Origin of the sequence: Paenibacillus sp. S150, assembly GCF_019352175.1 — a bacterium.
Taxonomy (GTDB): domain Bacteria; phylum Bacillota; class Bacilli; order Paenibacillales; family Paenibacillaceae; genus Paenibacillus_AQ.
This window is the reverse complement of record NZ_JACBYI010000011.1, coordinates 30,170-52,191: the sequence shown is the minus strand read 5'-3', so window position 1 is coordinate 52,191 and position 22,022 is coordinate 30,170. Positions and strand designations below refer to the sequence as shown.

Genomic DNA, 22,022 nt, shown 5'->3' with positions numbered 1-22,022 from the left:
AAGCTGATTATCCTTGTTTCCATTTGCCGCTCTCAGTTTAGCAGCCTGCCGGGGAAATAAACATGGCATTATGAACGCGAATCCCTTGTCAAAAACGCTTCAGCATTCTATGCTGAAACCAATATGAATACTGCACAGGGAATTATGCATCCAGCAGCAGAAGGAGCTTGCCATGGAAGAGACTCTGCACAATCTTGCCATTGATATTCACTGGATTCACGATAAAGTCACCCTTCCCCGCTGGAAGGATATCCGTCAGAATGTGCATGTGCACAGCTTTTATTGGATTCAGGAGGGGAAGGGAACCTTCCGTACGGATGGCGAATTTCCGGCAGAAGCGGGAATGCTGTTCTACTTGCGGCCCGGGCTGGCTATGGAGATGGAATCGCATGGCGGCTACCCGCTGCGGATTGCAATGGTGCTCCTGTCTCTGTTCACGCTGTCCCCTTCCCCGGGGAATGAGGGCGGACTGAAGCCGCTGGGCGCACTGCCGCTGAGGTTCATGCTGAAGCCGGAAGGAGAGCCCGCCGGTGCGCTCGCCCGTCTTTTTAAGCAGATAACCTCGGACTGGGTGCCGGGACAGGTGGAGAGCGAGCTGATAACCAAATCACTGCTCTATCAGATCATGTATAAAATGCTTCAAACCGAGGCCTCCGCAAGAGCGGATAAAGGACTGGGGTATGACATTTTTCTGCAGGCCAAGGATCATCTGGAGCGCAGCTACAGCGAGCCTCTGCTGATCCGTGAAACAGCGGAACGGTTCGGCGTCTCTTCCTCGTATTTGCGCAGTCTTTTTCACCAGTATCTGCAGAAGAGTCCCAAAGCCTATTTAAGTGATATCCGCCATGAGCACGCGAAGAAGCAGCTGCTGTATACCAGCCTGACGATGAAGGAGATTGCCGCGGCCTGCGGCTACAGTGACGAGTTTCATTTCAGCAAAAGCTATAAGCGGCGCAGCGGGCAGCCGCCGTCGGCGCTGCGGAGCGGTTTGTGCGAAAGGGGCGGAGCCCATGTCTGAGGGCGGATTTGCGGTGACAGCGTATGAACCGCTCAGATTCCGCGCGGCCAGCAGCTGGATGTATCCGCACTATCTTACCGGAGGCAAGGTTCAAGGCCGGAATGCTGTTAACTGCCGGCTGATTCTTGACGATTGCACAATGAGCGGGGAGACGGACGGCAGGGAGATGGATTTTCAAATTTAAAGTGTTTGTCGGCAGCGGCAGGGAATGGCCTTATTTGTGTTTGTATTTACAAAAAGTACTCGTTCTGTCATTGCCATTGAGAATGGTTATCAATATACTTAACTTAGTATATAAAGCTCAACATGGGGGATGGTCAGCTATGAAAAAAAACGCAACTCCGGCCAAGGGCACCGGGCTTCTTTCGGGCTGGGACAGGCTCTCCTTCCGTCTCTTGTCGGTTCAGGCGGTAAAAGACAACGGGGAAGTGCAGCTGCCCCAGCAGCTTGTCTTCTCCTATGCGCTCATTGTTGTGACCAGTGGAGCTGTTCAGCTGATGGTCGATCAGAAGCAGTTTGAAATGACGGCAGCCTCAGCAGTGCTTTGCCGGCCCGACCAGACTTTTGGAACCGGCCAGCCGGTTCACGGCGTGGAGCTGTATATCTATTATTTCGATGTGTATGATCACGGGGAGGCGGCAGAAACCAGCGTCATTGCGGTCAAAGATTCGCCGCTGTTCCCGGAGCAGGAGATTCATGCATTGCCCGACATGAAGCCTGTTCTTTCTATTAATAATGAAGTATTCCGCATGGACCACGCCAGTCTCCAGCCCCTAAGCTTCCGCGCACAAATCGATTTCCAGGAGCTGCTGTATCAGCTTCAACAACACAGCGGACAACGTCCCAAGGACGCTAATTCAGCCCTGGAGCACGCCAAACAATACATAGAAGCGCATTACACCGATCCGTTGACGGTAGAGCAGCTCGCCCAGGCCGCAGAGTTCAGCCCGAAATACTTCATAGACCTTTATAAGAAAAAGTATGGCAAAAGCGCGCTGGAGTACGCCGCCGAGCTGCGGCTGCAGCAGGCCAAGCGCATGATGGCGGAGAGCGGAGTCCGGCTGCGCGATGTCGCTCATCAGGTGGGCTATGCGGACGAATTCTATTTCAGCCGCAAATTCAAGAAAATGATCGGTGTGCCGCCGGCCGTGTATATGAAGAGCCGCCGCCGCAAGCTTGCCGCCTACACGCCTGCGCTGCTGGGGCAGCTGCTGCCGCTGAATATTACGCCCTATGCGGCGGCGCTGCATCCGAAGTGGACGGAGTATTACTACCGGAACTACCGGGCCGATATTCCCGTGCATATCAGCGCGTACCGCAGCAACCGCGATTGGCAAGCCAATCTGGAGCTGCTGCGGCAGACCCCCGCCGATCTGATTCTTGCCGCCGGGGAGCTTCACACGGAGGAAAGGCGTGAGCTGGAGCTTATTGCTCCTGTCTATTACCAGCCAGCCGAAAGCGAGGATTGGCGCGGGCAGCTGCTGCAGCTGGCCCGGTATCTAGGCGAGAGCTGGCAGGCGGAGCAGTGGCTGGCTGCGTATGACTGGGAGGTAAGCAGTGCCAAGGAACAGCTGCATAGACAGCTGGGCGGTGAGCCGGTGGTGGTCATCCGCATGCTGGGAAGCAGGCTGTATCTGCACTGCAACCGCGGGATGGCGAACATGCTCTACCGCGAGCTGGAGCTGCGGCCAGCCTATGAGAGCGGAACGGAGCTGTATAATGTGCCCGTGACTCCGGCAGAGCTTGCAGCTGTCCCGGCAGACCATCTGCTGATGCTGATCCGCCGGGACAGTGACACGCTGGGCGAGTGGGGCAGATTGCAGAATGACCCGCAGTGGCTGAAGCTTCCTGCCGTGCAGCGGCATCATGTGCATTTGCTGAATTCAGATCCCTGGCGTGAAGATTCCGCCTACGCCCAGCTGCGGATGCTGCGGCAGACGCTTCAGCTGTTCCCGGTTAATCGTCCATCGTAGTTCGGTCATTTGTCCATGGTGAAATTATGCTCCCTTCGTTATAATCGAAAATGAGAATCATTATCATTTGATACGACGAAAGGGGATTTACAGAAAGATGAAAAGGTCATTTTGGATGGCAGGACTTCTAGCCTTGTTTGTATTGATGCTTACGGCGTGCGGAGGAAACAGCGGCAATAATCAGACTGCGGACAATGCGGCGAACAGCGGGGCTGCGGCCAATGCGGCACCGGCGGCAACTGCTGAGGCAACGGTGGAGCCGGCCCCCTCTGCTGCGGAAAGCGCGACACGCACGATCGAATATTTGGGTGAAGAATATACGGTGCCCGCAACTGCGGAACGGATTGTAATCACAGGGGCCATGGAAGCTATGGAGGATGCACTGGTGCTGGATGTACATCCGGTGGGTGCCATTACGTTCGGCGGAGCCTTCCCGGAACGGTTCGCCGCGATTACGGACAAGGCCGAATCCATCGGGGAGAAGACCGAGCCGAACTTCGAAACCATTCTCAAGCTGAAGCCGGATGTAATTCTCGGCACCACAAAATTCAAGCCTGAGGTGGTAGAGCAACTGAAGAAAATCGCCCCGCTCATTCAAGTCTCGCATATTGCCAGCAACTGGGAGGACAACCTGAATCTTCTGGCAGAGCTGACAGGCAAGCAGGAGCAGGCCCAGGCGGAGATTGCCAAATATCAGGCGGATCTGGACAGCGCCAAGGCTCAGCTGGGCGAGAAGCTGAAGGATCAGAAGGTAGTGGCGCTGCGTATCCGGGCGGGACAGGTGTTCATATTCCCGGCAACGGTATTCGTAAATCCGATTTTGTATAACGACTTGGGTCTGGCTGTTCCGGCGGAGGTTGAAGCGGCCAAGGCGCAGGAGGCGATCTCGGTGGAGCAGCTTGCGGCAATGAATCCGGATGTTATGTTCCTGCAGTTTGCCACAGATGAGAATGCCGAAGCGGCAACGGCGCTTGAGGACCTGCAGAATAACCCGATTATTCAAAAAATCAATGCGATGAAAAATGATAAAACCTTCGTAAATGTGATTGATCCCTTGGCTGAGGGCGGACCGGCGTGGAGCCGGGTGCAATTCCTGAAGGCCTTCGTAGAGAAATTGAACCAATAAATTCAAGTTTGCATAAAAAGAGTGGGATGACATGAAATGGACTGCCGGAGTCAAGACCTCCTCCCTGCTGGTGGCGGGAGCTGTACTCATCATATTTATCAGCGTGCTGTCAGTGCTCTATGGTACTAAATCCATCAGCTATGACACGGTCTGGAATGCTTTGTTCCACCCGGATTCGGAGGATATTGATCATCTGATTATACGCACCTCGCGAATTCCCCGTGCAGCGGGCGGACTGCTGATCGGCGCTTTTCTGGCGGTGTCCGGCGCATTGATGCAGGGAATGACCCGGAATTATCTTGCTTCACCTTCGATAATGGGCATCAGCGACGGATCGGTGTTTGCCGTTACTTTATGCATGGTATTTCTGCCCGGAGCTTCTTCCCTGTCCCTGATCCTCTTTTCTCTGGCCGGTTCGGCGCTGGGGGCGGTTCTGGTCTTCGGTACGGCCAAGCTTCTTCCCGGAGGGGCATCTCCCCTGACACTGGCTGTACTGGGCACTATCATCGGGACGTTTCTCGGCGGGGTCTCGCAGGCCCTTGCCACCTACTTTCAGGTATCGCAAAATATCAGCTTCTGGTACAATGCCCGCCTGCATATGATGGACCCGGCTTTGATCAAGCTGGCGCTTCCGTTTGCCGTTGCGGGACTGGTGCTTGCGCTGCTCATGTCCCGTCCGGTAACCATGCTCTCTCTTGGAGATGAGACGGCGTCCGGACTGGGATTGAAGGTTACTGCCGTAAAAGGGCTGACCATGCTCAGTGTAGTGATTTTAACGGGCATTTCGGTGGCGATAGCCGGTAAAATTGCTTTTATCGGGCTGATTATCCCGCACATTACCCGTTATCTGGTCGGGCAGGATTACCGCAGGATCATCCCTTTTGCCGCAGTATTCGGCGCAGTGTTCCTGGCTCTGTGCGATCTGATCAGCCGGTTCATGAACTTTCCGTTCGAAACGCCGATCGGTGTTGTAACTGCTCTGTTCGGAGTGCCCTTCTTCCTGTATTTAATCAAGACAAGAGGAGGCGGTGCACGTGAATAAGCGCATGCTATCGCCGGGGGCGAAGATCAGCACCTTCTGGAGCCTGTTTTTGCTGACTGGCGTCCTGACGCTGAGCGCCATGTATGCCAGCTTGACCAACGGCACATTTGATATTTCACCTCTTGATGTTGTCCGTACGCTGCTGCGGATTCATCCGAACGCGGATTATGATCTTGTTATCTTTGAATTCCGGCTGCCCCGGATTGTCCTGGGGGCGCTCGTCGGATTTGGCCTGGGCATTGCGGGGGCGGTGCTGCAGGGCATTACCCGCAATTCGCTGGCTGATCCGGGAATACTCGGCATCCATGCCGCTGCGGGCGCCTTCGTCGTAGTGTTCATGTTCTTCAGCGCAGGAACTCTCAAGGCTCCGGGCTGGCTGTCGGTTCTGTCGATGCCGATATTCGGATTCCTTGGCGGGCTGGCCGCCGTGGTTCTGCTCTTCATCTTTGCAAGGCGGGCCGGTGAATTCGAGCCGCAGCAGTTAATTCTGGTAGGTATCGCGCTGGCTTCCGGCTTCGGTGCCATTACCCTGTATGTCTCGCTCAAGATGGACCCGCAGAACTTCGAGATGGCCGCTGTCTGGCTGGCCGGAAGTGTCTACAACGCGAACTGGAAGCAGATTCTGTCGACCCTGCCCTGGCTCGTGATTCTTACTCCGGTCATCTGGCGGCGCGCAGCGGTTCTGGATCTGCTCCAGCTGCATGAAGTAAGCGTGAAGGGAGTGGGCGTGGCGGCGGGAAGGGAGCGGCAAATTCTGCTGTTCTGCTGTGTGGGTCTGGTCAGCGCTTGTGTATCGGTGTCCGGCAGCATTGGCTTTGTGGGCTTGATCGCTCCGCATATCGCCAGACGTCTGATCGGCAACAGCTATAAGTATATTGTTCCGCTGTGCGGCATGATTGGAATGCTGATGGTCGTCGTTTGTGATTTTATCGGCAAAACTGTATTTGCCCCCGCAGAGCTGTCCGTGGGCATTGTAGTTTCAATTATCGGGGTGCCGTATTTTCTGTTCCTGCTGTTCAAAACAAGAAAAAGATAAGGCGCGATGCAGTACCGCGCATTCACGAATACGCTACGGGAAAGGACACTCCATTAATGGAAGGGACATTTAGGCGGGAAGAGGTCCGGGGCCGCAGACTGATGATCTATTTGCCGCGCTCTTATGGCACGGAAGGCCGGAAATACCCGGTCGTGTATCTGCAGGATGAAGGAAGCGTGATGAGGCAGACAACGAATTATCTGGAGCATCTGTCCATCACCGGAGAGCTGCCGGAGCTGATTTTTGTCGGCATTGCCACTCCTGACCGCAATCATGAATATACCCCGTGGCCGCGTGCAGCGGCCACGCCGGGCTCGCCCGATTTCGGCGGAGGGGGGAGCGGTTATCTGAAGGAGCTCGTGGAGGTTATCAAGCCTTATATCGACAGGCATTATGCCACCTTGCCCGGGCGCGCGGATACCGGGCTGATCGGATATTCTCTCGGAGGCCTAATCTCTATGTATGCTTATTACCTGTACCCGGATATTTTTGGCCGGATCGGGCTGCTCTCCGCCTCGTTCTGGTATGAGGGGATGCTGGAGTATATGCGGACCCGTGTGGCTACCCCCTGCGGGCCACAGCTCTACATGTATGTCGGGGAATTGGAGGGGCTGTACAAAACCAATGTGCAGAAGCAAATGGTGCCGTCTACCCGGAAGGCGCACAGACTCCTGAAGGAGCAAGGCTTAAGCGAGCAGGTGCTGAGATTCGATACAGACCGGCAAGGAACCCATGACAGTGTGTTTTTCAGCCGTCAGCTGCCGGCGGCGTTGAAATGGCTGTTCGGAGCGGGACATGATGCAGGCTAGAAGCTCTGCAGGTATGGATTATGAGCCAAGAACCGGGCAATGAATACGCAAATCATAGAAAGACACGGAAACGGCCCCGATATGGGGCCGTTTCTATTTTTGGAGAAACGGGTGCCGCCTCTTTCAGAGGACGGCAAGCCGTTTCTTCTCAAAATATAAAAATTTATAGGTTTTGGGGATGCAAGCTGCCCCCTGATTTAAATTTTTGCCAGAATCCCAAGATGGACTCAAAACTTCTATAGCAAATTTTTTCGCTATCGCTGCCCTAAGTGGAAAAAGTAACACTAATCAAAGCTTTTCAGCCCCTTGGGTAGCATGAAGTGGAAAAAGTAACACTAATTCGAGCAAATGAGCCATCAGGCGCTGAAATCCCTCAAATTAGGTGTACAAAATCCCACTATTCCCTCCTGCGGCTGCCCGTCCCGGGAAATAAGTGTACAAAATCCCCCTAATCCTGTTATGGCACGAACCCGGGAGAAATCGTTGTTTCAAATCCGCCTGGCATCTCTGGTTGCGAAAGGCTGCGGGGACTGTGGCGGAGAAATGTACCCGGAGCACTACATCGCCCTCCATGGATACGAATATCCAATGATTCATCGAAGCCAAGGCCCCACTTTGTGGGGTTATTTTGAAAGATAAGAATTTATATGTTTCACGCTATAAATTAGGCTTATCTTTCTCGCTGAAACGATACCGTCTTTATAAGGACGGCGAAGCCGTTTCTACTTGTGGAGGGCTGTTTATCTGTGAAGTCAGGGATTGGATCAACGGCGTTACGCATAATAAGCCAAGAAGCGGCAGTTATATAGGAGGTTATATAAGCACAGGGGCAAATTAAATTCTTAAGTTCAGTTTGTATAGTGCCGTTTAAAAGCGGGTAAGGATATATTGCGGCCATAAAGAGTCAGGCGCAGGACTTGGGGAGCTACGCAAGGGCATGGCAGGGAGGTGAACCGTTTGAATTTCCGCTGAACCCCCTTCCTTTTTCAGGAGCATAAGGCCGTTTTATGGGAATTGTAAATTAGCTTTTTCGGGGAGTGTAAATCCGTTTCTGCTTGTTGCTTTTTCAAATAGTGTTATGAAGTAGAACGCTGCTGTGATACAATAATCTGGTTGTCCTGGTTTACGGGGGACCGATCGCTCCGCTGAATATCCATATGTTGGGATTTTAAGAAAAAAACGCAGGAAAACAGAGTATTTCAGTGTATTTCCATGCGTTCCGGAGTATTAACAGGAAAAACAGAAGATTTTACAGTCTCGATATCAATTTTTGTCGTTTTTTATTGATTTATTGCTGTGCTTTCTGTATAATCAGCCTTGTTGATTTTTCAAATGGAATAGCCCATGCTTCCGAAGCAAGTTTTGTACGAAGCTATTCTTATGAAGCAACGCTGACAAAACTTAAGCTTGTGCTTTCGAAGTCAGTTTTGTACGTGGTAGGTCATATTGAAGCAATGCTGACAAAACTTTTAGGAGGTAATCAATTTTGGGAAAAGCGTTAATTATTGGCGCTGGCGGTGTAGCGAGCGTTGTTGTTCATAAATGCTGCCAGAACCCGGATGTATTTGAAGAGATCTGCATAGCGAGCAGAACCCTCGCGAAATGTGATGCTCTGAAAGATAAATTGGCCGGAGGCCAGACGAAGATTTCTACGGCGCAGCTTGATGCAGATAACACAGACGAGGTAACCCAGCTGATCAAGAGCTTCCGGCCGGATGTCGTGATTAATGTCGCTCTCCCATATCAGGACCTGACCATTATGGATGCTTGCCTGGCAACGGGAGTGCACTATGTCGATACGGCCAACTACGAGCCGCAGGATACGGCGAAATTCGAATATTCCTGGCAATGGGCGTACAAGGAAAGGTTCGAGAAGGCCGGAATCACCGCGCTGCTCGGCAGCGGCTTTGACCCCGGGGTAACCGGCGTGTTCACGGCTTATGCGCAAAAGCATTATTTTGACGAAATCCACACGATTGATATTGTTGATGCCAATGCGGGCGATCATGGTTACCCGTTCGCGACCAACTTCAATCCTGAGATCAATATTCGCGAAATCACAGCCAACGGACGTTACTTCCAGAATGGCGAATGGATCGAAACGCCGCCGCTGTCCGAGAAAAAAGTCTACGATCTCCCGGAGATCGGTCCGAAGGATATTTACCTGCTGTACCATGAAGAGCTGGAATCCCTGGCGGCCAACATCAAGGGCGTGAGGAAAATCCGCTTCTGGATGACCTTCTCGCAGAACTATCTGACTCACCTGAAGGTGCTGGAGAATGTCGGCATGACCTCCATTGAGCCGATTGTGTATGAGGGCAAGGAGATTATTCCTTTGCAGTTCCTGAAGGCCATTCTGCCTGACCCGGCTTCACTGGGCCCAAGAACCAAAGGCAAAACGAACATCGGCTGCATTATCCAGGGTGTGAAAGACGGCCAGCCAAAAACCTATTATGTCTACAATGTCTGCGATCACGAGGAATGCTACAGAGAGGTTGGCTCCCAGGCCATTTCCTACACTACCGGCGTACCTGCGATGATCGGAGCCATGCTTATCATAAAAGGCATCTGGAAGAAACCGGGCGTATACAACGTGGAAGAATTTGACCCGGACCCATTCATGGAGCTGCTGAACAAACACGGGCTGCCTTGGCAAGAAGATTTCTCGCCGACGCTGCTTGATTAGGGCGTAACGCAATGAAGGATAAGGATATAGATATCGATATCAGCACGCTGCCGTCTCCCGCTTATCTTGTAGACGAGCGGCTGCTGACGAAGAACCTGGAAACCTTGGATTATGTGCAGAAGCAGACTGGGGCCAAGATTCTTCTGGCGCAAAAAGGGTTCTCGATGCACGCGCTGTACCCGCTGGTCGGGAAGTACCTGCATGGCGTGACCTCCAGCTCCCTGTTCGAAGCAAGGCTCGGTTATGAAGAAATGGGCAAAGAGGTGCATGTCTATGCTCCGGCCTATATGGACCGCGAGCTTGACGAGCTGCTCGGCTATACAGACCATATTGTGTTCAATTCATTCGGCCAGTGGAGCCGGTTCAAGGAACGGGTGCAGAATGCGCCCAAGAATATCAGCTGCGGCATCCGCGTCAACCCGGAGTATTCCGAGATTGAAGTGCCGCTGTACGATCCTTGCTACAACTACTCCCGGATGGGTGTGACCCTGCCGAATTTCCGTCCGGAAGAACTGGATGGCATTGACGGGCTGCATTTCCATACGATGTGTGAGCAGAATTCGGATACACTGGAGCGTACACTAAAGGTTGTCGAAGAGAAATTCGGAGAATATCTGCATGGCATGAAGTGGCTCAACTTCGGCGGCGGGCATCACATTACCCGTCCCGACTATGATCTGGACACCCTGATCCGCTGCATTCTTCATATGAAAGAAACCTATGATGTGCAGATCTATCTGGAGCCAGGAGAGGCGGTTGCCCTGAACACCGGATATCTGGTAGCCACCGTGCTGGATACCATGCGCAATGGCATGGATATTGCCATCCTGGATACTTCGGCAGAATGCCATATGCCGGATGTGCTGGCGATGCCGTACCGTCCGGAAATTATTGGAGCCGGTGAGCCAGGGGAATACCCGTACACCTACAGACTCGGCGGCATGACCTGCCTGGCGGGCGATGTCATCGGGGATTATTCCTTCAAGGAGCCGCTGAAATACGGCGACAAGCTGATTTTCCTCGACATGGCGCATTACTCCATGGTGAAGAACCATATGTTCAACGGTGTGAACCTTCCGGCTATCGTTAGCTACAACGACGAAGAAGGCATCAAGGTGATCCGCGAGTTCGGCTACGAGGATTTCAGCGGCCGCCTTTCATAGTACCGCGGACGACGCCATCTCCGTATATAACCGGCATCCTTTCCCGATGGGGAAGGATGCCGGTTATTTTTGAAAAAGATAAGAATGTATATGTTTCACGCTATACATTAGCCTTATCTTTCCTGCTGAAACGGATACCGTCCTTATCAGGACGGCGAAGCCGTTTCCGCTTGAAGATAAGAATTTATAGGTTGTTTTGGGGTCCCCGCAAGGCACCTGAGTGATCATCGAAGCCAAGGCCCCGCTTTGTGGGGTTATTTTGAAGAGAAATCGGGATTAATTAAAGGGAAATCTTCGTGAAAACGCTTAAAATAGGACATATCCCCAACAGGCTGTACAGCTAAAGCTCGTTCTCGACTGCTGCTTCGCCGTTCATCCGGCGAAAATACTAGTACCACCCCTCCTCTTCCCTTTCTTCGCTCTCCCTCATGCATTACATTAAGAGCAGGCCGGTCTTAAGGAACGGCCAGACCTACGATCAGGGTGTGAGCGCAAATGAACAAGAAACTTAAGCTGAAGACGAAAATGCTCGGCAGTTTGTCTATATTTTTGCTGATATCGTCGATAATGACCGGTTATATTTCCTACCGCGTACATATTTCCATCGCCCAGAAGGAAGTGAACCAGCAGTTTCATCTGAAGATGGATCAAGTGCTGGCGCGAATCGACCAGAAAATAACCGATATTTACCGGTTCAGCAACTCCATCATGTTTCATCCCAATATCGCTGAATATATGGCCATCTCCAGTGAGAGGGGCAACGTTCCATACGACAAAAAGATGGCGCTCAACCAAATTTTAAACGAGATGCTGCTGAACATGCCGTATGCGCTTTCTATCGAGATGCATGACAATGCGGGCGGGATCTTTAAGCCTACCCATTCGATGAGCTTTGCCGACTTTAATGCCGGTATACAGGAGAAAATCAACGCCCGCCTGGAGCAGACGGACGGAGAACTGGTGTGGTTCAGCGAAAGGTTTGACGACTATTACAATGTCATTATCGCTGCACGCAAATTCAAGAATGAGCAGTTGCAAAATCTCGGACAGATGGTCATTGTCATGGACGAAAAATTCATGAAGCCGCTGCTGGAGGAAATGACCGCGAACGAGAACGACAGCGTGTATCTGCTCAATGCGGACGGAAGGCTCCTGTATCCGGCACCCGGCGCCGCCATTGATGCGGGGTTGCCGCCGGCTGCTGCCTTAACGGAAGGAACGGCCGGCAGCGGCGCGGAAACCTTGACAGGTCAGCTCAGGGCGGTCAGCCTGTCGGAAGCAACGGGATTTACGCTGGTCGGCAGCAGCACGCTGGGCGAACTGGAGGACAAAAGCCGGGTGATCTTTAGCATCATTCTTTTCAGCGGGATGCTGAATATAATCATTTCCGTCCTGCCGATTATCTTGATCTACAACCGCCTGCTGCTTCCGCTCAAATCGCTGCTTAAGGGGATGCGCCGGGTAGGAGAAGGGAACTTTCAGACCCGCGTTCAGGTACAGTCCGACGACGAATTCGGTTTTATCGGCCAGGGCTTCAACTCGATGGTGCACAGAATCAACGATTTGATCAACGACGTATATCAGAAGCAGCTGCTGCAGCGGGAAGCGGAGCTTACGGCGCTGCAGGCGCAGTTGAACCCCCACTTTCTGTACAATACGCTGGATATGCTGCGCAGTCAGTTTTATTTGCAGGAGGATCACGAAAATGCGGACCTGGTCGTTTCTTTGTCGGGTATGCTGCGTTATGCGTTGGAGCCTGCCGCGGAACATACCACGATGGGGGAGGAGCTGACGCAAATACGCCACTACCTGAACGTTCAGCAGGTGCGGTTCGGCGACGAGCTGCAGACCGATATTCAGATGGAGGAGGAAGTGAGAGCGCAGCCCGTTATGCGGCTGCTGCTCCAGCCTTTGGTGGAGAACGCCTTCGCCCACGGTTTCCGCGACAAGTCGAGCGATATGCGCATTGCGATCAGGGGATATATAAGCGGCGAGGGCGAAAGCGGCCGCTTAATAATCGAGATAGAGGATAACGGCTGCGGGATGGAAGCGGAAAAAAGGGAGAAGCTTGTGCGTCCCCGGCATGATAAATTCAGCATTGAGTCGCGCAATATCGGCATTCATAATGTAATCCGCCGGCTTGCGTTGCTATACGGTCACGAGCATTACCGGTTCGAGGTGGATAGCTCGCCGGGTAAGGGCACATTAATACGGCTGTCATTGCCAGCTGCGGAACCCAAATCGGGGGGGAGAACATGAACCTTAAGGTGCTTATCGTAGACGATGAAATGTTGATCCGCCGGATGCTTTGCAAAATGATTGTGGATAATCGGGTCGGCTGGACGATTGCCGGCGAAGCGGCCAATGGAGAGGAAGCTGTCAGCCTGATCGAAGAACGGCGGCCGGATCTGGTCATTACCGATATCCGCATGCCGATAATGGACGGCATACGGCTGGCGGAGCATATCCATTTGAACCATCCGGACGTTCAGGTCGTGATCCTGACCGCTTACAAGGATTTTGCTTACGCTCAGGCGGCGGTGAAATTCAAGGTCGCGGACTTCTTGCTAAAGCCAAGCCCGGAGCAGGAAGTGCTCGATCTGCTGGTGCGGGTGCGCAGGTCAATGATCGCCGCGCGGCAAAAGCGGTTGAAGCAACGACAGATGATGGAGCAGATGTGCTTCCGTTCCATATGCCTGCGGTTGCCTTACGACGCCAGTGTGCTGGGCAGTATTCGCGAAAGCTATGCCGGAGCGGCCGTCTGGGCCGTGCAGGTGGACGATTATTTCCCTCCCGCCAAGCCGTATACTCCCGCCGACCGCGGATTGCTTCACTTTTCCATCGTCAATGTCATGGAAGAAATGTTATCGTCTGCCGGCGGGCAAGCACAGAATTTGATCGTTCCGATTGACTACGACAGCTTTATCGTCTTGGGAGAAGGGCGGGAGAGGCATGAGCAGGTTTTCGACGTTATCAAGCGGACTGTACACGCCCTGCTGGGCATTCAAATGTCGGCTGCGCCGCTTGGGACGCTGGAGCATCCGCAGCAGCTGGCCGAGCTGTATGATCAAGCTGGCCAATCCCGGATTCGGCAGGAAGAGCCCGAAAGCCGGATCGGCATGCCCGGAGAAAGAGAGCCGGAAGAAACGGAGGGAGCGGCTGCCCCGTTTTATGTCAAAATTGCTGACAATCACACCGTACCCGAGCTGAAGGAATTATTGCTGACCCCGCTGCGGGTCGGCGAATACGGGCAGTTTAAATTGGCGCTGGATGAGCTGCTGCAGCGACTGGACAAGCTGCCGCTTGGCGATATGAAGCTTGAGGCCTTTATGCTTGCTTACGTATTGGATGCGGTTTCACGGCAGGAATTTCAATTTGATCTGGACTTTGCGATGGCCAGGGAAATCGCCAACCAACAGCGTATCAGCAGCAAAGAGGACGTGCGGGAGTGGATTCGTCGTTATGCGGATCGTTTCCTGGAACAATTCGAGCTCTGGAAGGTGGAGCGCAGCGAAACCGTCGTAGACAAGGTGCAGGAGTTCGTGGAACGGCATTACATGGAAACGTGCAGTTTGGCGGAAGCGGCGGCTTACGTCTATCTGTCTCCCAAATATGTGAGCGACTTGTTCAAGAAAAGAACGGGCATCAGCTTCACTCACTATGTAACACAGGTGCGGATCAAGAAAGCGGAGATGTTGCTGAGCAATACGACGTTGAAAGTTACCGAAATTGCCAACAGGGTCGGCTTCAACGATCCGAACTATTTCTCCACCGTATTCCGCAAAGCGCTGGATGTCTCGCCGGCGCAGTTCCGCAAACGATGATCGGGATAAATTCAAGATAGAGGCAGACGAATTAAAGGCGGACGTCACGAAAGAAACCTACAATAAAGGTAAGAAACAAAGCCATACTGTAAATCTGAAGCAAAGGATGATGAATGTGGGCAAAAGAGAAAGGGGTAAGCTTTGGGGCTTGATTGCGATAAGCTTGGCGCTAGTGGTAACCGGTTGCAGCTCCGCGGCCAATAATGAGGCTCAGGGAAACGGCGACGCAGCCGAAGGCAGCCCGGTCACGATCCGGCTGATGAACAGCTTGACCGGCTCCCAGCCGGAAGCGCTTGTTTTCGAGCCGTTGATTGAAAAATTCGACCAGGAGCATGAGGATATCAACGTGAGAGTGGAGACGGCCGCCGGCAATTCCATTCGCGAAAAGCTGCTGGCGGAAGTGGCGGCCAACAATACGCCTGACTTGTTCGTACACTGGGGCGTACGACGGACGGAAAATTACCTGAAGGAAGGCAAGATCGCCGATCTGAGCGAGCTGATCGAGCAGGATAGCGAGGTTAAGGACCTTTATCCGGAAGAATCGTACAACGGCGTCGTCTATCAAGGCGGGACTTACGGCCTGCCGCTGACCAATTACAGCTACTATATGATGATTAACAGGGAGCTGTTCGAGCAGCACAACGTGGAGGTTCCGACAACCTACGATGAGCTGGTTGCCGCCATAGAAACGTTCAAGCAGGCGGGGTTGATTCCTTTTGCCGCCAATAACCACAGCGCCCGGTACATGATGCTCACCTGGCTTGCGCAGAAGACAACGACGGAAGAGCTGATTCAGCGCACAACCGCCAACGAACCGTTTGGCGACGAGCTGCTGCAGGCGGCCGAGAAAGCGGTAGCATTGCAGAAGATGGGCGCTTTCCCTGAGGGCAAGGAAACGCTGGCTACAGCCCAATCACTGGAGCTGTTCAACGCGGAGCGTTCGCCGATGTTCTACCAGCTGGGCTGGACCATCGGCTCGATTAATCCGGACCTGCTGGACAAGCTGGAGGTCGTTCCGTTTCCGCTGGCCGACGCAGAGGCCGAAAGCACTGTATTGTCCGGAACGGGTTTCTACATCTACATGAGTCAGGATGCGTACGATGATCCGTTGCGCAGAGATGCGGCCTGGAAGCTGATGAAAACGCTGGCCGGTCCTGAATTCGGCAAGCCGCTGCAAGAGCAGGGCATTGGCATTACGCCGATTCCCGGTGAATATGATGTGTCGCAGACGTCCGTTGTCTTCCAGCAGGTGCTGGAGCAGCTGGAGCAGGCGCGCACGATTCCGTCCATGGATGAGCAGATGTTATCCCAGAAGGTGTCGGACGAGTATTGGACGCTGACGGACCAGCTCTCATTGGAAGCGATTACGCCGCAGCAATACGTAGAAGAGCTCAATAAGTTGATTGCGGATAATCCGAGTATCCAGTTTTAAAGAAAGCCCGTTTTGAACTGAAAGGAATGTGAGAGCGCTTAACGCGCTCTCGTATTGTGTAAGGAGGAAAAGCGATGGTCAAAAAACAACATTGGATTCTCGTATCATTTGTGCTGCCGACGCTGTTGTTTTATCTTTATTTTTTTATTGCGCCGGTGGGCAGCACGGTGTACAACAGCTTTTTCGAATGGAACGGAATGTCGGCCAAAGTCTTTATTGCCCTGGAGAACTACGTGACCCTGCTGGGTGATACGATCTTCTACAAGTCGCTTCTCCATTCGTTTTATTGGGTGCTGCTGGTGCTGGTCATTCAAATTCCGCTCGGTTTTTTCTTGGCTTATTTTTTGTCCGCCGAGGTGAAGGGCTTCAAATTTCTGCGTACCGTTTATTTCATTCCAGTCGTTACATCTACCGTAGCCGTAACACTTGTATTCTCTTTCATTTACGATCCCAACTTCGGCATTCTGAACGCATTGCTCAGAAGCGTGGGGCTTGAACAATGGGCGACGGCCTGGCTGTCCAATCCGTCCACGGCCATCCATGCGGTATCATTGCCGTTTGTATGGCAGAACATCGGCCTGATGATGGTCATCATTTATGCGGGGCTGCAGTCCGTTCCCGGCGAAATCATCGAAGCGGCTCAACTGGACGGAGTGAACGCTTTCCAGAAAATCGTGCATGTCATCATTCCAATGGTGTGGAGCGTCATCCTCGTCTGCATCGTCATGGGCATTACGTTTGCCTTCAAATCGTTTGACTACGTGCTCTTGCTCACCCGCGGCGGTCCGCTTCACCAGACCGAGGTATCAGGCAGCTACATGTACCTGCAAGGGTTCGACAAAATGAACTACGGCTACGGAAACGCCATCGCCGTAACGATGATGGTGGTCGTGCTGGTGTTGTCCGTTGCCATCAATAAAATGTTTAAGTCGAAGGTGTAAAGGGGGATTATCGATGCAACTGAACAGCCAGACCGCCGCTGCGGCCGGGACTGCCCCCATTCGGCGGCGAAACTTGGTGCCCGGCCTGCTTAAGAATCTGTTTCTATGGGGTTATGCCGTAATCACGATAGGTCTGTTCGTGTGGGTAACGATGACTGCTTTCAAGGAGAACAGAGAAATCTTTGCCAGTCCTTTCGGTCTGCCCACCGACTACCGGTTTGACAATTTTGTCGACGCTTGGAATAAAGGCAACATGTCTCAATATTTCTGGAACAGCCTGTTCGTCTCAATCTTTACGGTGTTGCTGTGCATAGCGCTAAGCTCCACGTTATCCTATGTGCTGGCCCGGTTTCGCTTCAAGGGAAATACGGCCATTTATGCCCTGTTCGTCTTGGGTGTAGCGATTCCGCTGCAATCGCTGCTGCTGCCGATCTTCTTCCGGATGGATGACATCGGACTGCGCGATACGCTGGCCGGGCTGGTGATCGTCAATGCGGCGTTAAACCTTCCGAAAGCGGTGTTTATGCTGGTCGGCTTTATGCAGGGCATTCCGAAGGAAGTCGAGGAATCGGCGATCATCGACGGCTGCGGCTATGGGGGGATTTTCTCGCGGATTATCCTTCCGATGAGCAAGCCGGGATTGGCGACAGCCGGCATTCTCGTTTTTATCTCGGTGTGGAATGAATACGTGTTCTCTACCGTTCTGGTTTCCTCCAATGCGGTTAAAACGCTGCCGCTGGGACTAGCCAGCTTTCAAACGTCATTCATCAGCGATTATGGCCTGATCTCAGCGGGCGTCGTGTTGTCGATCATACCGGTGCTGCTCGTTTATGTGCTCATGCAGGAACAAATCATCAAGGGAATGACGGATGGTGCCGTAAAGGGATAAAGCCTGACTATAGGAGGATTAAGATCATGGTATTACTGGAAAAAGAGAGCGGCTACGAAGCGTGGCTTCGTTATAAACTGCTGGAAGAGGGAGCATATGCGGCAAGAGTCCGCGACTGGACCGGCGTACTGGCAGCCTCGGCGGAAGGCTCGGAGGTGTTGACCGCTGCCGTGCAGGAGCTGGAGCGCGGAATCGGCGGGATGCTGGGTATCCGTCCGGTACGGGCGACGCTGGAGAACGGAACGGGTCGGCCGCATGTGGAGCTGGGCGCAGCGGGGCAGTCCCCGCTTATTGACAGCATATTGGGCGATTATCCCAAGCTGAGGGAAGACGGATACGTCATCCGTGCGGTTGCGGACCGGGAAGGCGGCCATTGCATCGCTTTGGCAGGCTCCACGGAACGCGGCGTCTTGTATGCGGCATTCCACTTTTTGCGCTTGCTGCAAATGGAGACCCCTTTGGACAGCCTGGAGATCGTGGAGGATTCGGCTAACAAGCTGCGCATGATTAACCAGTGGGATAATATGGACGGAAGCATCGAGCGGGGATATGCGGGCGGCTCCATCTTTTACAAGGATGGCGACTTTGCGGGCAACCGGGGGCGAATTACCGATTATGCGCGTTTATTGGCTTCAACGGGCATCAACGCCATCTCCATTAACAATGTCAACGTGCATCAGACGGAAACGCTGCTTGTTACGGAGGCTTACCTGTCCCGCGTGGCGGAGACGGCGGGGCTGTTTCGCCCGTACGGCATCCGGATTTTTCTGAGCGTTAATTTCGCCGCTCCCATTGGAGCGGGCGGACTGTCTACGGCCGATCCGCTCGAGGAGAACGTCCGCAGATGGTGGGCGGACCGGACGGCAGACATTTACCGGACCATTCCCGATTTCGGCGGATTCCTGGTGAAGGCGGATTCGGAATTTCAGCCCGGGCCCTTCACCTACGGCCGAAATCATGTGGACGGAGCCAATATGCTGGCCGAAGCGTTGCAGCCGCACGGCGGCCTGCTGATCTGGCGCTGTTTCGTTTACGACTGCCTGCAGGATTGGCGCGACCGTTCCACGGATCGGGCCAAGGCGGCTTATGAGCATTACACGCCGCTGGACGGTCAATTTCACGGCAACGTCATTCTGCAGATCAAAAACGGGCCGATGGACTTTCAGGTGCGTGAGCCGGTATCGCCGCTCTTCGGCGGCATGTCGGGCACCAATCTGATGCTGGAGGTGCAAATCACCCAGGAATATACTGGCCATGACAAAGATCTGTTCTATCTGGCTCCGCAATGGAAACGCACGATCGACTTCGACACGCATGCCAAGGGACCCGGTTCAACTGTGGGGAACATGGTAAGCGGCGAAGCCTACGGCAGGCCGCTCGGCGGTTATGCCGCCGTGTCCAATATCGGCGAAGACTGCAACTGGACCGGCCATCCGCTGGCCCAATCCAATCTGTACGGATTCGGACGGCTGGCCTGGAATCCGCGGCTAAGTGCCGAGGAAATCGCGCGTGAGTGGACCGCTCTCACGTTCGGGAACGGCGAGAGGGTAATGGCGACGGTATCCGGCATGCTGATGCGCTCCGGCCGCATTTACGAAAATTATACGGCGCCGCTTGGCGTGGGCTGGATGATTACGCCCGCGCTGCATTACGGACCAAGCGTGGACGGTTACGAATATTCCAAATGGGGGACTTATCACTTTGCCGACCGAAACGGTCTCGGAGTGGACCGTACGGCGGCAACGGGCACCGGTTATACACGGCAATATCATTCGCCGCACTTCGAAATTTACGAGTCGTTGCAGAACTGCCCGGACGAGCTGCTGCTCTTCTTCCACCACGTCCCGTATACGCATGTGCTGCAATCCGGCCAAACGGTTATTCAGCATATTTACGATACGCATTTCGCGGGCGCCGAGCAAGTAGAGGAGCTTATTGCCGAATGGAACGGACTCCAGGGCCTGATTGACGAGGACCGGCATGCGCGGGTGTTGGACCGGCTCCGGCTTCAGACGGACAATGCTGTGGAGTGGCGGGATACCGTCAACACTTATTTCTACCGAAAATCCGGCATCCCGGATGCACAGGGCAGAACTTTATACGGATAAAGTGGATGTGCACGGCAGAAGCTTATACAGTTAGACTCAATTTTAGACAGCAATCGGACGGACGGGCGGCCCGGCGCGGTTGCTGTTTCTTTTTTAAAGATAAGTTTGGGGTCCCCGCAAAGTACCTGAGTCATCATCGAAGCCAAGGCCCCGATTTGTGGGGGTATTTTGTGTACACAATATACAGGGATAAGCAGTGAAGAACCTTCGCGTTATTCGACAAAAAGTTTCACGAATTGACGTAGGAAGGGCAAGCGTACTGTGTTACAATAGGCTAGCCCGTTTTTGACGGTGCCGTGCCGGCCGCGGAGCAGGGTTGATTCAGGGAGGATCGAACAGAAGTGATGAGACAAGCGCCATTTATAGCCGTAGAAGGCCCAATCGGAGCCGGAAAAACAACGTTAGCCATCATGCTCGCCCAGGAGCTGCGGCTTCCGGTTATCAAGGAAATCGTGGAGGAAAATCCTTTTCTGGATAAGTTCTATCAGAATATGGACGACTGGAGCTTTCAGCTGGAGATGTTTTTTCTCTGCAACCGGTACAAGCAGCTTGAGGATACCGTGAATGAGTACATAGATAAAGGTAAGCCGGTCATTTTGGATTATCATATTTATAAGAATCTGATCTTTGGCGAGCGTACACTGAAGGGAACGAAGCGGGAGAAATACCGGGAGATTTATCATGTGCTGACCGATGATCTCCCGAAGCCGGATATTATTCTCTACATCCGTGCGGATCTGGACACCCTGCTGGCGCGCATCGCGAAGCGTGGACGGCCGTTCGAGAAGGAGATTGCCCCCGCCTATTTGCAGCAGTTAATCGGGGATTATGATGCAGCCATGGCCTCGCTGGCACTTACCGAGCCGTCTACCGTCATTGTCAACATCGATGGAAATCAGGCTGATTTTGTGGAGAATAAGGAAGACTTCACCGCAATCGCCGCACAGCTAAAGGAGCTTATGAAATGAACCCATACAACATCCCGGATAACGCCATTATCACTGTAGCAGGAACGGTAGGGGTCGGTAAATCGACGTTGACCGCGGCCCTGGCCGGGCACCTTGGCTTCCAGACATCCCTGGAGCAGGTGGACCACAACCCGTACCTGGAAAAGTTCTACCACGATTTCGAAAGATGGAGCTTCCATCTGCAGATCTATTTCCTGGCCGAACGCTTCAAGGAGCAGAAGAAGATGTTCGAGCTTGGCGGCGGGTTTGTGCAGGACCGTTCGATCTATGAGGACACCGGTATTTTTGCCAAAATGCACGCCGATCAGGGCACGATGTCCCAAACCGACTATGACACCTATACCAGCCTGTACGAGGCCATGGTGATGACACCGTATTTTCCGCATCCCGACGTGCTGATCTACATCGAGGGCAGCCTGCCGTCAATCCTGACCCGCATCAACGAACGCGGACGCGAGATGGAGATCCAGACGGACGTCTCCTACTGGGAGCACATGCACGGCCGCTATGCCCAGTGGATCAATGAGTTCAGCGCCTGCCCGGTGCTCCGCCTGAACATTGACGATTATGATGTGTTGGACCCGGCCTCCATGGCGGAGATCCTCGGGAAGGTCGGCGCGGCGATTGGCCGGGTGCAGATGGGGAAGTAAGGCAGCGGCGGGACGAGGATCCGGCAGGGGGATGAATTTAGGCAGAGAGATGAAGTTAGGCAGAGAGATGAAATTAGGTAGAAAGATGAAAGTACAGGACCGATACTTGAGTAGAGAAATGAGACTTGAGCAGAGGAAGGTACTGAAGTATAGGCGAAATGCGATAGAGTGACATTGGAGCGGCGCCTGGGGCGCTGCTTATTTGTTGTTAAGGCATTATAGATTTCTTTTATTGCGGCTAAGAAGCGCGGAATTAAGGGGGAGCTAACCGGGAGCGCTGTGGAATATGGAAATGAAGTGGAATTAGTAAACTTAGATGGACAGAAAAGCTTACGATAGAGGTAACAGTGGGAAAAA

The 22,022-nt window shown here is 53.3% G+C and carries 17 protein-coding genes; all 17 read left to right on the top strand.

The genetic code is table 11. The features are described from left to right. Positions 1 to 172 precede the first annotated feature (172 nt). The 17 genes from HYD27_RS12695 (at position 173) to HYD27_RS12615 (ending at position 21,665) form a co-directional block, all read left to right on the top strand. Complete coding sequence (locus tag HYD27_RS12695) at positions 173 to 1,018, top strand: helix-turn-helix transcriptional regulator (RefSeq protein WP_219215615.1); 846 nt, start codon at positions 173 to 175, stop codon at positions 1,016 to 1,018. Then, positions 1,011 to 1,202, top strand: coding sequence for a hypothetical protein (locus tag HYD27_RS12690; RefSeq protein ID WP_219215612.1), 192 nt, complete (start codon positions 1,011 to 1,013; stop codon positions 1,200 to 1,202). The genes HYD27_RS12695 and HYD27_RS12690 overlap by 8 nt, the downstream gene beginning before the upstream one ends. Positions 1,203 to 1,341: 139 nt before the next feature. Further along, entirely contained in the window at positions 1,342 to 2,991 is a 1,650-nt protein-coding gene (locus tag HYD27_RS12685) for an AraC family transcriptional regulator (protein ID WP_219215610.1), read from the top strand. Between the two features lie 97 nt (positions 2,992 to 3,088). Continuing rightward, positions 3,089 to 4,117: an ABC transporter substrate-binding protein gene (locus HYD27_RS12680; RefSeq protein ID WP_219215608.1), complete on the top strand. Its 1,029-nt coding sequence runs from the start codon at positions 3,089 to 3,091 to the stop codon at positions 4,115 to 4,117. A gap of 31 nt (positions 4,118 to 4,148) precedes the next feature. Beyond that, positions 4,149 to 5,159 carry a FecCD family ABC transporter permease gene (locus HYD27_RS12675; protein ID WP_219215605.1) on the top strand — a complete coding sequence of 337 codons (1,011 nt, stop codon included), beginning with the start codon at positions 4,149 to 4,151 and terminating at the stop codon, positions 5,157 to 5,159. Between the two features lie 4 nt (positions 5,160 to 5,163). Beyond that, positions 5,164 to 6,195, top strand: a complete 1,032-nt coding sequence (locus HYD27_RS12670) for a FecCD family ABC transporter permease (protein ID WP_219215798.1) — start codon at positions 5,164 to 5,166, stop codon at positions 6,193 to 6,195. A gap of 56 nt (positions 6,196 to 6,251) precedes the next feature. After that, positions 6,252 to 7,004, top strand: coding sequence for an alpha/beta hydrolase (locus HYD27_RS12665; protein ID WP_219215603.1), 753 nt, complete (start codon positions 6,252 to 6,254; stop codon positions 7,002 to 7,004). Between the two features lie 1,486 nt (positions 7,005 to 8,490). Next, positions 8,491 to 9,690 (top strand): saccharopine dehydrogenase family protein, encoded by a 1,200-nt coding sequence (locus HYD27_RS12660; RefSeq protein WP_219215601.1) that lies wholly within the window; start codon positions 8,491 to 8,493, stop codon positions 9,688 to 9,690. 26 nt (positions 9,691 to 9,716) lie between these two features. Continuing rightward, positions 9,717 to 10,853 (top strand): carboxynorspermidine decarboxylase, encoded by a 1,137-nt coding sequence (nspC, locus tag HYD27_RS12655; protein ID WP_219215796.1) that lies wholly within the window; start codon positions 9,717 to 9,719, stop codon positions 10,851 to 10,853. A 495-nt stretch (positions 10,854 to 11,348) separates the two neighbouring features. Beyond that, positions 11,349 to 13,112, top strand: a complete 1,764-nt coding sequence (locus tag HYD27_RS12650) for a cache domain-containing sensor histidine kinase (protein WP_219215599.1) — start codon at positions 11,349 to 11,351, stop codon at positions 13,110 to 13,112. Continuing rightward, entirely contained in the window at positions 13,109 to 14,677 is a 1,569-nt protein-coding gene (locus HYD27_RS12645) for a response regulator transcription factor (protein WP_219215597.1), read from the top strand. Before HYD27_RS12650 ends, HYD27_RS12645 begins: the two co-directional genes overlap by 4 nt. Before the next feature lie 148 nt (positions 14,678 to 14,825). Beyond that, positions 14,826 to 16,109 carry an ABC transporter substrate-binding protein gene (locus tag HYD27_RS12640; RefSeq protein ID WP_219215596.1) on the top strand — a complete coding sequence of 428 codons (1,284 nt, stop codon included), beginning with the start codon at positions 14,826 to 14,828 and terminating at the stop codon, positions 16,107 to 16,109. Between the two features lie 74 nt (positions 16,110 to 16,183). Beyond that, positions 16,184 to 17,050: a carbohydrate ABC transporter permease gene (locus HYD27_RS12635; RefSeq protein ID WP_219215594.1), complete on the top strand. Its 867-nt coding sequence runs from the start codon at positions 16,184 to 16,186 to the stop codon at positions 17,048 to 17,050. 13 nt (positions 17,051 to 17,063) lie between these two features. Further along, positions 17,064 to 17,939: a carbohydrate ABC transporter permease gene (locus HYD27_RS12630; protein WP_219215592.1), complete on the top strand. Its 876-nt coding sequence runs from the start codon at positions 17,064 to 17,066 to the stop codon at positions 17,937 to 17,939. 26 nt (positions 17,940 to 17,965) lie between these two features. Further along, a complete protein-coding gene (locus HYD27_RS12625) occupies positions 17,966 to 20,047 on the top strand; it encodes an alpha-glucuronidase family glycosyl hydrolase (RefSeq protein WP_219215590.1) in 2,082 nt (693 codons plus the stop codon). Positions 20,048 to 20,391: 344 nt separating this feature from the next. Next, positions 20,392 to 21,015 carry a deoxynucleoside kinase gene (locus HYD27_RS12620; protein ID WP_219215794.1) on the top strand — a complete coding sequence of 208 codons (624 nt, stop codon included), beginning with the start codon at positions 20,392 to 20,394 and terminating at the stop codon, positions 21,013 to 21,015. Then, the gene (locus tag HYD27_RS12615) at positions 21,012 to 21,665 is read left to right on the top strand and encodes a deoxynucleoside kinase (RefSeq protein WP_219215588.1); all 654 of its coding nucleotides are present in this window, start codon (positions 21,012 to 21,014) and stop codon (positions 21,663 to 21,665) included. Before HYD27_RS12620 ends, HYD27_RS12615 begins: the two co-directional genes overlap by 4 nt. Positions 21,666 to 22,022 lie beyond the last annotated feature (357 nt).

Excerpts from the sequence above, each read along its gene's own strand:
- HYD27_RS12665 (WP_219215603.1), top strand. The coding sequence starts at position 6,252 with ATGGAAGGGACATTTAGGCGGGAAGAGGTCCGGGGCCGCAGACTGATG.
- HYD27_RS12620 (WP_219215794.1), top strand. The coding sequence starts at position 20,392 with ATGAGACAAGCGCCATTTATAGCCGTAGAAGGCCCAATCGGAGCCGGA.
- HYD27_RS12625 (WP_219215590.1), top strand. The coding sequence starts at position 17,966 with ATGGTATTACTGGAAAAAGAGAGCGGCTACGAAGCGTGGCTTCGTTAT.
- HYD27_RS12650 (WP_219215599.1), top strand. The coding sequence starts at position 11,349 with ATGAACAAGAAACTTAAGCTGAAGACGAAAATGCTCGGCAGTTTGTCT.
- HYD27_RS12680 (WP_219215608.1), top strand. The coding sequence starts at position 3,089 with ATGAAAAGGTCATTTTGGATGGCAGGACTTCTAGCCTTGTTTGTATTG.
- HYD27_RS12695 (WP_219215615.1), top strand. The coding sequence starts at position 173 with ATGGAAGAGACTCTGCACAATCTTGCCATTGATATTCACTGGATTCAC.
- HYD27_RS12645 (WP_219215597.1), top strand. The coding sequence starts at position 13,109 with ATGAACCTTAAGGTGCTTATCGTAGACGATGAAATGTTGATCCGCCGG.
- HYD27_RS12675 (WP_219215605.1), top strand. The coding sequence starts at position 4,149 with ATGAAATGGACTGCCGGAGTCAAGACCTCCTCCCTGCTGGTGGCGGGA.
- HYD27_RS12685 (WP_219215610.1), top strand. The coding sequence starts at position 1,342 with ATGAAAAAAAACGCAACTCCGGCCAAGGGCACCGGGCTTCTTTCGGGC.
- HYD27_RS12615 (WP_219215588.1), top strand. The coding sequence starts at position 21,012 with ATGAACCCATACAACATCCCGGATAACGCCATTATCACTGTAGCAGGA.
- HYD27_RS12670 (WP_219215798.1), top strand. The coding sequence starts at position 5,164 with ATGCTATCGCCGGGGGCGAAGATCAGCACCTTCTGGAGCCTGTTTTTG.
- HYD27_RS12690 (WP_219215612.1), top strand. The coding sequence starts at position 1,011 with ATGTCTGAGGGCGGATTTGCGGTGACAGCGTATGAACCGCTCAGATTC.
- HYD27_RS12630 (WP_219215592.1), top strand. The coding sequence starts at position 17,064 with ATGCAACTGAACAGCCAGACCGCCGCTGCGGCCGGGACTGCCCCCATT.
- HYD27_RS12635 (WP_219215594.1), top strand. The coding sequence starts at position 16,184 with ATGGTCAAAAAACAACATTGGATTCTCGTATCATTTGTGCTGCCGACG.